Raw genomic sequence first — 12,817 nt, forward strand, 5'->3', positions numbered from 1 at the left:
GTTCAACCGGCGGACGGGCGGCGTGCGCCCGTCCGAATAGAAAGAAGGTCAGCGCATCTCGCGCGCTTCTTCGACCTTCTGCGCGGCTTCTTCGGGCGTGATGTCGCCGGTCGCAATCTCTGCGGCGGCATCGTTCAGGGCGGCGCCGACGCTGGCACCGAGCGCCTGATCGAGATAGAGCTGGTGATGCGGTGCCTTGGCCAGCAATTCGCCGATACCCCGCAGGCGAGGATCCTGGATATTGGCCTGGGCGTCTTTCGCAATCGGAAGCCAGATGCCCAGCTTGCCGCCTTCGAGCTGGTTTTCCTTGCTGGTCAGGAACCGGAGGAACTTGACCGTCGATGGCGCGGCATCCTTGGTGATCAGCCAGCCGTTGACCCCGCCGAACGTATCGTTGGCATCACCCTTTCCACCCGCGACCGCGGGAAAAGGAATGAAATCGAGATCATCGCCGAGGCCTTTGCCGGACGTGGAATTCTTGGCCTGAACGCCGATGAAGAAATTGCCCATCAGGTAGAACGCGCCCTTGGCGTCGCCGAAAAGCCCGGCCGCCTTGTTTTGCGTCGTGTCCATGAACCCGGGCTGGAAAGGCTCGAGGTCGACGAGCTGCTTGAAGGCGCCGCCGGCCTTGACGAAGTCCGGGTTGCCGAAACCGCCATTTTCGCCGCGGTCGGCAGCCGCAATGCCCGCGGTCCCGGCAAAGCGGGTCGCGAGATAGCCGTAGTAGAAGGCGATCGGCCATTTGTCCTTGCCGCCGAGCACGACGGGCGTGATGCCCGCAGACTTCACCTTCTTGACGGCTCCGAGGAAGTCGTCCCAGGTCTTGATGGACTTCGGATCGACATTGGCTTTGGCCAGCAGGGCCTTGTTGTAGAACAGAGCGACGCCGGCGGCATAAAGCGGAACGCCGTAGAGCTTGCCCTTGTATGTATGCGCGGTGATGCCGGCGGGGGCGTATTGGGCGCGGGCGTTCTCGTCCATCTGGGCAGAAATGTCCTTCAGGACGCCGGCTTCCGCCTGTTCGTGAAACACGCCGCCCGTCCAGGTGAAGAATGCATCCGGCCGGGACGAAGACTGCAGCAATGTCGGGAGCTTGGACTTGAACGACGTGTCGTCCATGTAGTCGAACTGGATCTTGACGTCCGGGTTCGCGGCTTCGAAGGCCTTGATGGCATTCGTGTAGTAGTCGCGCGCTCCCGGCGTGTTGGTCTCGATGGTCAGAATGCGAACCGTCTCGGCCCATGCCGAGCCAGCAAAAATCATCCCCAGAGCCGTGGCGGCTCCAAGCAAAAGCGATCTCATCGTCTTTTCCTCCAATTGGTCTGGCGGCTACGCCAGCTCCTCCGACCCGGTTCCTGCGGGCTTGGGAAGCACTTTAGAGGAAGCGATTTCTCAACCCGCGTTATAATTTTTAACAGCTTTGCAAAAAATCAGCATTCCACTTGCAAAACGCCGATATTGATAAGAATGCAGGTATCGCATCGAACCAAAGTCCGGTTCCGGAGGAGGAAAGTTTTGGTCGCCAAGCCCAGCAGCTATCAGGTTGCCCTGTTTCTAAAGGCTCGCGGCGACTACGGCAGAGAGATCATTGCCGGCGTCTGCGACTACGTTCGATCCACGCGGTCGGTATGGGACCTGCTCCTGCAAGAAGACTTTCGCGATAGCGTCGACGGGATTTCCGAATGGTCCGGCCACGGCATCATAGCGGATTTCGACGATCCGGATTTCGAGACGGCATTGTCGGATCTGAGCATCCCGGTTATCGGCGTCGGCGGTTCATACCAGCGTGAAGCGGATTATCCTCGCACCGTGCCCTATGTGGCGACGGACAACGAGAAGCTCGTGACCGAAGCCTATACCCATCTGGTCGACATGGGGCTTCCCCGCTTCGCTTTCTACGGGTCTCCGGAAGCCCATCGATACCGCTGGGCCGTCGAGCGTGAGAAGGTTTATCTCAAGCTGTGCGCGCGCGACTTGACGAAGCCTGAGATCTTCCGCGGCAAAGGCACGTTCGGTCCCGACTGGGATGAGATCCTGTCGGACGTCATTGCCTGGCTGAGGGACCTTCCCAAGCCGATCGGCATTATCGCCGTCACCGATTCACGCGCGCGCCACATCTTGCAAGCCTGCATTCTTGCGGACATCGCAGTGCCGGAAGAGGTATCGATCGTCGGGATCGACGACGACCCTCTTCTGCGCATGCTCACGCGCATTCCGATCAGCTCCGTGCGGCAGGGGACCCGCAAGATGGGCCAGATCGCCGCGTCGATGCTCCACCGCCGTTTGAAGGGCGCGACGCTGGATGAGCCGCGCATTATCGTTCCGCCCGCCGGGCTCAATCCGCAGATATCCTCCCGATACCAACCAATCTACGATCCATACGTCATGCGTGCAAGGCACTACATCCGGCAGTTCGCGGGCCAGGGGATCAAAGTCGCTCAAGTCGCTGAATACGTGGGCGTTTCGAGAACGACCCTCGAAACTCATTTCCGCCGCGCATTTGGCTGTACCGTCCACGACGACATGTTGGCGTTTCGGCTTCAGCTTGCACGCGAAATGCTGGAGGACGGGGAGCGATCGCTTGAGAAGATCGCCGAGTTGAGCGGCTTCACCAGCAATCAGTACATGCATGCAGTGTTCAAACGGGAACTGGGGTGCAGCCCCAGGGAGTATCAGAGGCAGCAACTTCTGCGATGACTACGCCCGCAAAACCATCAGAGGCAGGATCGTAGGCGGCCTGGAGGGGAATGGCCATCCCGCATTCGATCTCGTGGCCAGCCCTTCCGCTCCGCTATCGAAGGATTGGCGGATCTTGATCAACACGGCGAGCAATCTTCGGCTCGTCATTGAAAGTGCTAGAAAAAGCTCGCCTCGAACAATTCGCGAGAATAGCTGGCGTGCGTCACGCCCGCCTGCAGATCCTGCTTGCTGAGCTCATCGACGAATACGCCGTTCTGCATGACGAGGACCCGGTCGCACATATGGGAGATGACCGAGAGATCGTGGCTGACAAGGATCAAGGTCAGATTGCGTTCTTCCCGCTGGTCTGCCAGCAGATTAAGCACCTCCGCCTGGATCGAGACGTCGAGCGCCGAGGTCGGCTCGTCGAGGAGCAGGATCGGAGGAGACAGGATCAGCGCCCGTGCGATGGCCACACGCTGGCGCTGTCCGCCCGAAAGTTCATGCGGGAAGCGGCTGGCGAAATGGGCGGGAAGGCCGACCTGCGTTAGAGCATCGGCCACTCTGGACCAGCCGTCGCCGGCGCCCATGGACCGTATCGGCTCGGCCAGCGCCGTGCCGATACGATGCCTCGGATGAAGCGAGCCATAGGGATCCTGGAAAACCATCTGGGCGAGCTTCAGTTCGTCACGCGTGCGGGGCTTGCCGACGGGCTTGCCCTCGAACATGATCGAGCCGGTCCAGCCGCCTTCGAGGCCGGCAAGCGAGCGCAGAACCGTCGACTTGCCGCAGCCCGATTCACCCACGATGCCGAGCGTTTCCCCGCGATCGACGGAAAAGCTGACGCCGCGAACCACATGGTTTGTTTTGCCCTTGGAGCCATAGACGACGTCTAGATTCTCGACCTTGATCATGAATTGATCTCCGCTTCGATCGACTTGCGGTCGAGGACTTTCAGCCGCCGCACCGGGTTCTTCGGATCAGGCATCGCGGCGATCAGGCCGCGCGTGTAGGGATGCGTGGCATCCTCCAGCTTCGTCAGCGTTTCGACGACGCGGCCCGAATACATCACCATGATGCGCTCGCAGAAGGCAGCGACCATGCGGATATCGTGGCTGATCAGGACCAGGCCGGAATTGTTTTCCCGCACCAGTTCGTCGAGCAGAACAAGAACGTCCCTGCGGACGCTAACGTCGAGCGCCGAGGTCGGTTCGTCGGCGATGACCAGTTTTGGCCGGGCGAGCAGCATCATCGCGATCATCACGCGTTGGCCCATGCCACCGGAAATCTGGTGCGGATAAAGCGACAGGACGCGGTCCGGATCGTTGATCCGAACCCGCACCAGCATGTCGCGGGCACGAGCCAGCGCTTCCTTGCCGTGGACGCCCAGATGCAGCTTCGCGGCTTCGGCCACCTGTTTGCCGATGGTGAGGACCGGGTTCAGCGAATAGCGCGGATCCTGCATGATCAGGGCGATGTCCTTGCCGCGCAAGTCTCCCATCTGCCGCTCCGTCTTTTCCAGCAGCGGGCTGCCGAGAAAGTCCATGCGTTCGGCCGTCACGCCGGCGCGCTGCGGCAAAAGCCGCATGATCGCCCGGCCGGTGGTGGATTTTCCCGAACCGGATTCGCCGACGATGCCGATACGCTCCCGCCCAACATCGAAGCTGACATTGGAGACGGCCGGAATGGAATTTCGGCCAAAACGGACATTCAGATCGCGAACGGAAAGGACGGGGGTTTCATCAGGATCTGGCATGGCGTGGGTCCAATAGATCGCGAAGCGTGTCTCCGGCGATGTTGAAGGCAAGACTGGTCAGCAGGATGGCCACGCCGGGCATGACGGCAACCCACCAATAGTCCAGCATGAATTTCCGCCCGCTGGAAATCATCGCACCCCATTCCGGCAGCGGCGGCTGTGCACCGAGACCGAGGAACCCCAGGGACGCCGCCGTCAGGATGATCCCCGCCATGTTGAGCGTCAGCCGCACGATCACCGAGGGGATACACATCGGGGCGATATAGAGAAAAAGGATCCGCAGCGGCGAGGCGCCGTAAAGCCGGGCGGCCGCGACGAAATCCGCATTGCGCACGACAAGAGCTTCCGCGCGGGCGAGGCGGGCGATCGGCGGCCAGGCGGTCAGGGAGATGGCAACGATCGCGGTCCCCAGGCCGGCGCCAAGGGCGGCGGCGAAGGCGAGCGCCAGGATCAGGGATGGAAACGACAGGACGATATCGGTGGCGCGCATCAGGATGGCATCCGTCCGGCCGCCGAAAAAGCCGGCAACGACGCCGATGACGAGGCCGATCGGGCCGACGATCACCGAAACGGACATGACGGTCTGGATGGTGATGCGCGTGCCGTAGACGAGGCGGCTGAAAATATCACGTCCAAATTCGTCCGTGCCGGCCAGATGCGCGAGGGTCGGAGGCTGAAGCGCGTCGCTCAGCGTCTGGGCGGCGGGATCATAAGGTGCGATCAGCGGCGCGAAGATGGCGACCAGAACCAGGATGGCAAGGATCATGAAGCCTGCCATGCCAAGCGGTTCGTCGGCAAGCTTGCGCAGAACGCGGGAGGTCGAGTTCAGTATTCTGGTGCCGATCGCCGGTGGCCGGATGATGGCGTCGTTCTGGGCAATATTGCTCATCGTGCGGCCTCCCGGGTACGCGGATCAAGAAGCGCGTAGGCGATGTCTGCAATGAAATTCAGGAACATGAAGATGAAGCCAACGACGATGGTCGCGGCAAGAATGGCGTTCATATCGCCGATCAGGAGCGCGTTGGTCATGTACTGACCGATTCCGGGCCACGAAAAAACGATTTCGGTGACGACGGCGCCTTCCAGGAGGTTGCCGTAGGAAATCGCGAGAACGGTGATCAATTGGACGGCGATATTGGGCAGGACATGGCTGATAACCGTGCGGATCGGCCCGACGCCCTTGGCGCGGGCGGCGATGACGTAATCCTGGTTCAACTGCTCCAGCGTGAATGCCCGGGTCATGCGCGTTATATAGGCCATGGCCATATAGGCGAGGATGCAGGCTGGAAGGATGATGTGCGACAGGGCGTTCCAGAAGATCTCCGTCTCACCTTCCAGCAGGCTGTCGACCAGCATCAGTCCCGTAGTCGGCTCGATCATGCCTTCGTAGAAGACATCGACCCGGCCGGGGCCGCCGACCAGGTTGAGGCCCGCATAAAAGATCACCAGCCCGACGATGCCGAACCAAAAGACCGGGATCGAATGCCCGACCAGCGCGAAGACGCGCGCAAACTTGTCGATCGCGCTATCCCGGAAAAGGCCGGCGGCCAAGCCGAGCGGAACGCCCACGAGAGTGGAGATGACCACCGCGAGCGTCGCGAGTTCCAGCGTTGCCGGGAAGGCCTGGGACAGGTCCTTGGTGACGGCGTTGCCGGTCAGGATCGCAGTTCCCATGTCGCCATGCAGCAATCCCCAGACATAGATGAAGAACTGCTGGTAGAGCGGAAGATCGAGGCCAAGTCTCACTCGCATGGCCTCGTAGGCTTTCGGATCGGCGAGTTCGCCGACGATCGCTCCGACCGGATCGGTCGGCATCACGCGGCCAATCACGAAGGTGACGCACAACAGGATGAACAGGCTGACGACGAGGTGGATGAGCCGTCGTCCCAGTTCGCCTAACGAAAGTTCCTTCATGAGCGGCCGCCTGACTTGACGTTATTTATCGGTCTTGCTGACGCCTTCGAGACGTGTCGTCTGGCTCGGATGCCCGACATAGCCCTTCACACGGCTGCTCAGGACGATCGGCTCGTAACGTTCGAAGAGCGGCAGAACAGCGGGCTTCTGCGCCACGAACATTTCCTGCATCTGGACATAAAGCGCGCCGCGTTTCTTCGCGTCCGGCTCCAGCGCAGCCTTGGCCGTGACAGCGGTCAGTTCGGGAATGTCCCAACCGGAGCGCCATACGAAGTTGCCGGCATTATTGGCCTTCAAGGAGTTGTCGGGGTTGCTCGAGAATTGCTCCATGGCGCCGAGGACGTTCGGCATATAGGCGCCGGTCTGCGGGATGAGCAGATCGAAATCGCGGGCGCGGTGCGCGGCAATGATGTCGGCACCGTTCCCCTGCATGATGTTGACCTTGATGCCGATCTGGCCAAGCGACGCCTGGATCGCGGTCGCAAGATCGATACGCGGGGTCTGGGCGATCGTCTTCAGGTTCACCGTGAAGCCGTCCTTGTATCCGGCCTCCGCCAACAGCGCCTTTGCCTTCGTGACGTCCAGCTTCCAGTCCGGGCTCGGAATGGCAAATTCGAAGTTTTCCGGGACCGGAACCGTACGCGCACGGCCATACGGCCCCATGATCGTCTTTTCCATGCCTTTGTAGTCGATGCCGTAGGCAATCGCTTCGCGGACCTTCGGATTGGAGAGCGGCTCCTTGCTGGCGTTCATCGACAGGACATAGAAGCCGCCTGTCGGCACGCGCTGGATTTCATAACCCTGCTTGCCGGTGAAGGTTGCGAGGTCCGTCGCGGTCAACGCGCTGGCGATATCGATATCGCCGCGCTCGAGCATCAGCCGCTCGACCTGGCTTTCAGGGACATGGCGGACGACAACGCGGCGCATTTTCGGTTGTCCGGCGACATAATTCTTGCTTGCGTCGAGGATGACGATCTCGTTCGGCGTCCACTTGTTCAGCGTAAACGGACCCGAGCCTGCCGAATTGGTGCGCAGCCACGCATTGCCCCAGTCGTCGTTGACGACATGGCTCTTCAGCTCCTTGCTGTCGACGACGCTGGCGATGACCATCGCCAGGCGATACAGCAGAAGCTCGGACGTAACCTCGCCGGAAAGGTCGATGCGCACCGTCTTCTCGTCCGGCGCCGTGACCAGTTTTTCGACGTTGCCGCCATTGTAGCCGACGCGCTTGAGGTTGGCGGCGGCAGCCTGGTCGAGCTTCAGCAGGCGGGTGATGGAATAGACGACGTCTGCAGAGGTAACCGGGTTGCCGGAGGCGAATTCAGCCTTACGGAGATGGAACGTGATTCCCTTGTCGTCGATTTCCCACTTTTCAGCGAGCTGCGGAGAGATCTTGCCCGAGCCATCGGTGGAGACCAGGCGATCATAGAGGTTGGCCATGATCTCGTTGGCCTTGGCTTCCGTCGCCTGATGCGGATCGAGCGAAAGAACCTGGGCAAGCGAGGTCGCGATGACGAGCTGATTAGCAGGGGTCTCGGCAAGAGCCGCCGGAGCGCCGAACGACAAGACGGCAAAAGCCGCACCGACGAGCAATCGAGTGCAAAGGTGTTTCATATTATCTCCTCCCAGAGCTGACCAGGGAAACTAACTGGTTGTAATATGACCTATCGGACTTTCCCGAGGATGGCAAGCTTGTCCCGAGAGCCGGGATGCGCATTCGGCGGCAAACATTGGGGAAGATCGATCCAATAAAAGATTGTCACACCGAATGGCAATGCTCATACGCATCAGCAATCGCTCTTCAAGCAAAACCTTAAGGTGATGGTCGCGAGCGGTGCCTATCCAGACGTGATATTGAGGCCGGCTCCTCTTTCCGGATCGCATCAAGGCGCTCGACATCCGACGATAATCATACTAGGTCGTATGATGAGTAAGATGCTCTGGGAGGATGCTGGAATGTACGTAGGCACACAAGTTGGCGCGAGAGATGATGACGATTATCGCGTTTTTGCCCAGTTGGGATTGAAGCATATCTGCGCCGACCCGCCCGGCTCGCCTTCGAGCTGGCGCCTGGAAGATCTCGAACGTCATCGCGACAAGATCGAGAGCTTCGGCCTCATCCTCGACATGATTCAGCTTCCGCTTCCGTCCAAGCCCATCGAGAAGGCATCCTATCCGGATATCCTGCTCAAGGGGCCTGACCGCGACCGTCAGATCGACGCCGTGTGCCGGTTGATCGAGGAAACGGCGAAGGCCGGCATTCCGGCGGTCAAGTACAATCTGAACCTGATCGGCATCCCCCGCACGGAGATGGAACGCGGGCGCGGCGGGTCCCTCAACGAGGCCTTCCGGTGGGACAAGACCGATCAGCAGGCGGCACCCGGACTGGCGGGCGTGCTGTCCGAGGACGAGAACTGGGAGCGGATCGACTATTTTCTGGAGCGCGTGGTGCCGGTCGCGGAAAGCAACAAGGTACGGCTTGCCTGCCATCCGCACGATCCTTACACACCGCCCGGCTACAAGGGCGTTACCCGCGTGCTCGGCACGGTCGAAGGTCTGAAGAAATTCGTGTTGATGCGGGAGAACCCCTATCACGGCCTCAATTTCTGCCAGGGTTCGATCGGTGAAATGCTGGAGAACCCGCGGGAAGAAATCGACGATATCATCCGTTGGTTCGGGACGCGCGATAAAATCTTCAATGTCCATTTCCGTAATATCGCCGGCGGGAAGCTCTCCTTCATGGAAACCTTTCCGGACGAGGGTGATATGGACATGGTCCGCTCACTCAAGACATACAAGGAAGTGGGCTACCGCTATATGATCATGCCGGATCACGTTCCCACGATCAGCGGCCGCGATCCCACCGGGGTAGCCTTTGCTTTCTGCTACGGTTATATCACCGCGCTTCTGGAAACGCTCAAGTAGCCGCACGGTCACAAGCAAGGTTGGCTTCAATCTGCCTTGCTTTGTTCGCAACCGCACGCCGCGAACTCATATGGCTAAACCTCCGTTATAGCTCTTATCCGCCTGGCTTGACTGCGGCCGTGCCGCTCTCTTGCCAGGCGCCCGCTCACCTGTTGTGGCGCTCTCAGCAGCTTTCAAGCCGTCGCTCAGGAATTTGGCCGGTGGCCGGCGACGGATGCCCTCGATCTCCGTGATCATAAGTTTAAAGCCCTTGTTGCGTCGACGTCGAGCCGTGAAATCGGCTCCTCGCTGGCTCTGGCGCCTGGGAAGGCATCCGCAAGATGCGCTGCTAGTCCCGATTTACCTGATTGTTCCGGCATGATCGGCTCGGTCACGACGAGCATAAATGCCCGCCCTCCAAAGCGCGAAACAGACCGCGGTTAATGCTCAAGGCTTACCCGCAGGAGAGGAAGGCTAATATTGACAGGCCATGTATACACATTTATTGCTGATATAAGAGTGCGGAGGACATTGGACAGGCTGGCGATTTCCTTGAGGGTGAACGCTATTCTTGCGTGGGATTGGGGATTTCGCAGCCTGACGGTTTTCAGCTCAGAGCCGCCCGCTTTTCGCGACCGGTCTTGAGGGAGACTTGCCGGAAACGGGAATTGTATACACCGTTTTATGGAGGGCCGGCTGCGGTCGGATTGACACGTCGGGGAGATTTTGCGGGATCCGCCGGGTAACGAAACGGGTGGAATGGGACCCGGCACTACCACAACCCGTTGACTGTTGGTTGTGATGTCCCCGATATATCCGCAGGCTGTGACAGGCCGAAGGCCGCAAGGAGGACGCGGTCTGTCACACGCAAGCTTCGGGAACAAATTCGTCTTAGAGGAGGAAGAGAATGATTACGAGAAGAACATTGATGGCTGCTGCCGGCCTTGCCATGGGGGGCCTCGCTGCCGTTCCGGCATTCGCGCAGGAAACGGTCAAGGTTGGCCTCATCCTGCCGATGACCGGCCCGTTCGCGTCCACCGGCCGGCAGGTCGAGGCGGGCGTCAAGGCCTATATGGCGCTCAACGGCGATACCGTCGCCGGCAAGAAGATCGAAGTCGTGCTGCGCGATGACGGCGGCGTCGCCGATCAGACCCGCCGCATCGCCCAGGAACTCGTCGTCAATGACGGCGCAAAGATATTGATGGGCTTCGGCCTGACGCCTCTCGCCATGTCGGTGGCGCCGGTTCTCAACCAGGCGAAGATCCCGGCGATCATCACCTCGGCGACGACCTCGGCGATCATGCCGCAGTCGCAATATTACGTCCGCACCTCGATGGGCGGCCCGCAGTCCGCCGTTCCGGTGGCCACCTGGGCGGTCCAGAACAACCTGAAGAAGGTTGTGACCCTGGTCTCGGATTACGGTCCGGGCATCGATATCGAGCAGGGCTTTACCAACCAGTTCAAGAAGGATGGCGGCACGATCGTCGAGGCCATCCGCGTTCCGCTTGCGAACCCGGATTTCGCCCCCTTCCTGCAGCGCGTGCGTGACGCCAAGCCGGATGCAGTCTTTGCCTTCGTGCCGGCCGGTATCGGCGCGCAGTTCATGAAGCAGTATGTCGACCGTGGTCTGGCCGACGCCGGCATCAAGCTGATCGCCACCGGCGACGTCACCGACGACGACCTCTTGAACGGCATGGGCCCGGCCGCCAAGGGTGTCATCACCGGCCATTTCTACTCGACCTTACACGACAGCCCGGAAAACAAGGCCTTCGTCGCCCAGGTGAAGAAGGCGTCCAACAACATGCGCCCGAACTTCATGTCGGTCGGTGGTTATGATGCCATGACGCTTGCCTACATGGCGCTGAAGAAGACCAATGGCGATACCGACGGCACCAAGCTGATCGAAGCCATGAAGGGTGCGACCTGGACAAGCCCGCGCGGCCCGATCACCATCGATCCCGCCACCCGCGATATCATCCAGGACATCTACATGCGCGAAGTCAAGGAAGTGAACGGCGAACTCTATAACGTCGAATTCGCGACCTTCCCGAAAATCAAGGACCCGAACGCCAAGTAAGCGAGGTGGTCCTGCCGAGACAGGAATGGCGGGCTTCGGCCCGCCATTTTCGTTTGGTGGGAGCATTTCCGGCCTGGCCGATCATCAGCCGGCCGATGAGGCCTTGAAGACCGCCAGCTGGGCCTCGAAAGCACGCTTGTAGGCGGGCCGCGCTTCGCCGCGGGCGACATAGGCAGCAAGGTTCGGGTATTCGTTCAGGATGCCCGATGATGCCTTCAACCGGAGCAGCACCGTCACCATCAGGAGGTCGCCGGCACTGAACGCACCATCCAACCAGTCGGCGTCCCCAAGGTGGCGGGAAAGGTCGGCCAGCCGTCTGCGGATGCTGACTTCGAGGGCGGAGAGGCGTTTTTCGTACCACGGCTCGTCGCGGTCGAGGATCCTGACGAGGGTGCGGTCGAAGATCGGCGGCTCCACGGTGTTGAGCGCGGCAAACATCCATGCGATCGCACGCGCCCGGGCATTCGGGTCGTCCGGCAGCAGGCCGGCACGGCGCTCGGCGATATGGAACACGATTGCGCCCGACTCGAACAACACGAGATCGCCTTCCTCATAGGTCGGGATCTGCCCGAAAGGCTGTACCGCGAGATGGGCGGGTTCCTTCATCGCCTGGAACGACAGAAGACGGACATCGTAAGGCTCTCCCACTTCTTCGAGCGCCCAGCGAACGCGCATGTCCCGGGCCAGACCCTTGCCGCCGTCTGGCGACCGTTCAAAGGCGGTAATCGTAATGGTCATTGGTGTTCTCCGAAGATTGCCTGCCTTGAAGACGGTCGGCCAAGCGCGCTCCCGACATCATACTCGAGATAATCCTCGAATACGGTTCGGCGGAACATGGATCGAGTTTGGCGTTCGCTCATTGTCATCGTATGCATGGTTCCGACATGCAGGCGAGGGTACTGCCCCGGCTGGGAGAAAGACGGAGTTTGAGATTGAGCGTTGCCTTCACCAAGGAAGAGAGTTCCGAAACCGCTTCGGAAACCTTGCTGCCCGACCGTCCGGTTTCTCCTCACCCGAACCTGGTGACGGAAGCGGGGTTGAAGGCTCTCGAATTGCAGCTCCGGCAGGCGCGCGAGGCCTACGAGGCCGCCGGCGCGATCGAGGACGTCAACGAAAGACGGCGACAGCAGGCAGGCCCCTTGCGGGATGCGCGCTATTTCGCGGCCCGGGTCCATACGGCCCAGCTCGTCGCGGGGCCGACTTCGTCGGACATCGTCTCCTTCGGCAGCACGGTCACCTTCAGCCGCGATGACGGGCGGATTCAGACCTATCGGATCGTCGGAGAGGACGAGGCGGATCCCAAGGCGGGATCGATTTCCTTCGTTTCGCCGGTCGCAAGGCTGCTGATGGGCAAAGCGGTCGGCGACGTCGTCAGCGCCGGCGAGCAGGAATTGGAGATTTTGGCCATCTCCTGAGAGGCGCATGCCGCAGCCTGATTGACCTCAAATCAACGGATGACGGGTTGAGCTGGCATCCGGCAATGGCTA

12 protein-coding genes are annotated in these 12,817 nt (G+C 60.6%); 4 read left to right on the forward strand and 8 right to left on the reverse strand.

Going from position 1 to position 12,817, the window contains the following annotated elements; all coding sequences use genetic code 11:
* Window positions 1–48: 48 nt before the first annotated feature.
* A complete protein-coding gene (locus J2X76_RS15500; RefSeq protein ID WP_310217722.1) occupies window positions 49–1,302 on the reverse strand; it encodes an extracellular solute-binding protein in 1,254 nt (417 codons plus the stop codon).
* Window positions 1,303–1,515: 213 nt separating this feature from the next.
* On the opposite strand from J2X76_RS15500, the gene J2X76_RS15505 reads away from it, so the two are divergent.
* Window positions 1,516–2,697 carry a DNA-binding transcriptional regulator gene (locus J2X76_RS15505; RefSeq protein WP_310217725.1) on the forward strand — a complete coding sequence of 394 codons (1,182 nt, stop codon included), beginning with the start codon at window positions 1,516–1,518 and terminating at the stop codon, window positions 2,695–2,697.
* Window positions 2,698–2,855: 158 nt separating this feature from the next.
* Here J2X76_RS15505 and J2X76_RS15510 read toward each other — a convergent pair whose 3' ends face one another.
* The 5 genes from J2X76_RS15510 to J2X76_RS15530 are packed head-to-tail and all read right to left on the reverse strand — an operon-like array spanning window position 2,856 to window position 7,963.
* On the reverse strand, window positions 2,856–3,593 hold the full coding sequence (locus tag J2X76_RS15510; RefSeq protein WP_310217728.1) for an ABC transporter ATP-binding protein: 738 nt from the start codon (window positions 3,591–3,593) through the stop codon (window positions 2,856–2,858).
* Window positions 3,590–4,435 (reverse strand): ABC transporter ATP-binding protein, encoded by an 846-nt coding sequence (locus J2X76_RS15515; RefSeq protein ID WP_113127709.1) that lies wholly within the window; start codon window positions 4,433–4,435, stop codon window positions 3,590–3,592. The genes J2X76_RS15510 and J2X76_RS15515 overlap by 4 nt, the downstream gene beginning before the upstream one ends.
* Window positions 4,422–5,324, reverse strand: a complete 903-nt coding sequence (locus tag J2X76_RS15520) for an ABC transporter permease (RefSeq protein WP_310217731.1) — start codon at window positions 5,322–5,324, stop codon at window positions 4,422–4,424. Before J2X76_RS15520 ends, J2X76_RS15515 begins: the two co-directional genes overlap by 14 nt.
* Window positions 5,321–6,349: an ABC transporter permease gene (locus J2X76_RS15525; RefSeq protein WP_113127711.1), complete on the reverse strand. Its 1,029-nt coding sequence runs from the start codon at window positions 6,347–6,349 to the stop codon at window positions 5,321–5,323. Before J2X76_RS15525 ends, J2X76_RS15520 begins: the two co-directional genes overlap by 4 nt.
* A gap of 21 nt (window positions 6,350–6,370) precedes the next feature.
* Window positions 6,371–7,963, reverse strand: a complete 1,593-nt coding sequence (locus tag J2X76_RS15530; RefSeq protein WP_113283143.1) for an ABC transporter substrate-binding protein — start codon at window positions 7,961–7,963, stop codon at window positions 6,371–6,373.
* A 342-nt stretch (window positions 7,964–8,305) separates the two neighbouring features.
* Between J2X76_RS15530 and J2X76_RS15535 the strand changes: the two genes are divergently transcribed.
* Complete coding sequence (locus tag J2X76_RS15535) at window positions 8,306–9,274, forward strand: mannonate dehydratase (protein WP_310217734.1); 969 nt, start codon at window positions 8,306–8,308, stop codon at window positions 9,272–9,274.
* A gap of 233 nt (window positions 9,275–9,507) precedes the next feature.
* Here the strand turns inward: J2X76_RS15535 and J2X76_RS15540 are convergent, their stop codons facing one another.
* Window positions 9,508–9,657: a hypothetical protein gene (locus J2X76_RS15540; RefSeq protein ID WP_310217737.1), complete on the reverse strand. Its 150-nt coding sequence runs from the start codon at window positions 9,655–9,657 to the stop codon at window positions 9,508–9,510.
* A 503-nt stretch (window positions 9,658–10,160) separates the two neighbouring features.
* Here J2X76_RS15540 and J2X76_RS15545 point away from each other — a divergent pair.
* Window positions 10,161–11,330 (forward strand): ABC transporter substrate-binding protein, encoded by a 1,170-nt coding sequence (locus tag J2X76_RS15545; RefSeq protein WP_113127715.1) that lies wholly within the window; start codon window positions 10,161–10,163, stop codon window positions 11,328–11,330.
* An 84-nt stretch (window positions 11,331–11,414) separates the two neighbouring features.
* Here the strand turns inward: J2X76_RS15545 and J2X76_RS15550 are convergent, their stop codons facing one another.
* Window positions 11,415–12,068 (reverse strand): glutathione S-transferase family protein, encoded by a 654-nt coding sequence (locus J2X76_RS15550; protein WP_310217739.1) that lies wholly within the window; start codon window positions 12,066–12,068, stop codon window positions 11,415–11,417.
* A gap of 194 nt (window positions 12,069–12,262) precedes the next feature.
* On the opposite strand from J2X76_RS15550, the gene greA reads away from it, so the two are divergent.
* Window positions 12,263–12,745: a transcription elongation factor GreA gene (gene greA / locus J2X76_RS15555; protein ID WP_310217740.1), complete on the forward strand. Its 483-nt coding sequence runs from the start codon at window positions 12,263–12,265 to the stop codon at window positions 12,743–12,745.
* The last annotated feature ends 72 nt before the right edge of the window (window positions 12,746–12,817 follow it).

It is taken from the genome of Neorhizobium sp. 2083 (genome assembly GCF_031455615.1).
GTDB lineage: Bacteria > Pseudomonadota > Alphaproteobacteria > Rhizobiales > Rhizobiaceae > Neorhizobium.

What these genes read in the sequence shown, in the direction of transcription:
- J2X76_RS15535 (WP_310217734.1), top strand. Translation starts at nt 8,306, where the DNA reads ATGTACGTAGGCACACAAGTTGGCGCGAGAGATGATGACGATTATCGC.
- J2X76_RS15515 (WP_113127709.1), bottom strand. Translation starts at nt 4,435, where the DNA reads ATGCCAGATCCTGATGAAACCCCCGTCCTTTCCGTTCGCGATCTGAAT.
- J2X76_RS15530 (WP_113283143.1), bottom strand. Translation starts at nt 7,963, where the DNA reads ATGAAACACCTTTGCACTCGATTGCTCGTCGGTGCGGCTTTTGCCGTC.
- J2X76_RS15540 (WP_310217737.1), bottom strand. Translation starts at nt 9,657, where the DNA reads ATGCTCGTCGTGACCGAGCCGATCATGCCGGAACAATCAGGTAAATCG.
- J2X76_RS15500 (WP_310217722.1), bottom strand. Translation starts at nt 1,302, where the DNA reads ATGAGATCGCTTTTGCTTGGAGCCGCCACGGCTCTGGGGATGATTTTT.
- J2X76_RS15510 (WP_310217728.1), bottom strand. Translation starts at nt 3,593, where the DNA reads ATGATCAAGGTCGAGAATCTAGACGTCGTCTATGGCTCCAAGGGCAAA.
- J2X76_RS15550 (WP_310217739.1), bottom strand. Translation starts at nt 12,068, where the DNA reads ATGACCATTACGATTACCGCCTTTGAACGGTCGCCAGACGGCGGCAAG.
- J2X76_RS15545 (WP_113127715.1), top strand. Translation starts at nt 10,161, where the DNA reads ATGATTACGAGAAGAACATTGATGGCTGCTGCCGGCCTTGCCATGGGG.
- J2X76_RS15520 (WP_310217731.1), bottom strand. Translation starts at nt 5,324, where the DNA reads ATGAGCAATATTGCCCAGAACGACGCCATCATCCGGCCACCGGCGATC.
- J2X76_RS15525 (WP_113127711.1), bottom strand. Translation starts at nt 6,349, where the DNA reads ATGAAGGAACTTTCGTTAGGCGAACTGGGACGACGGCTCATCCACCTC.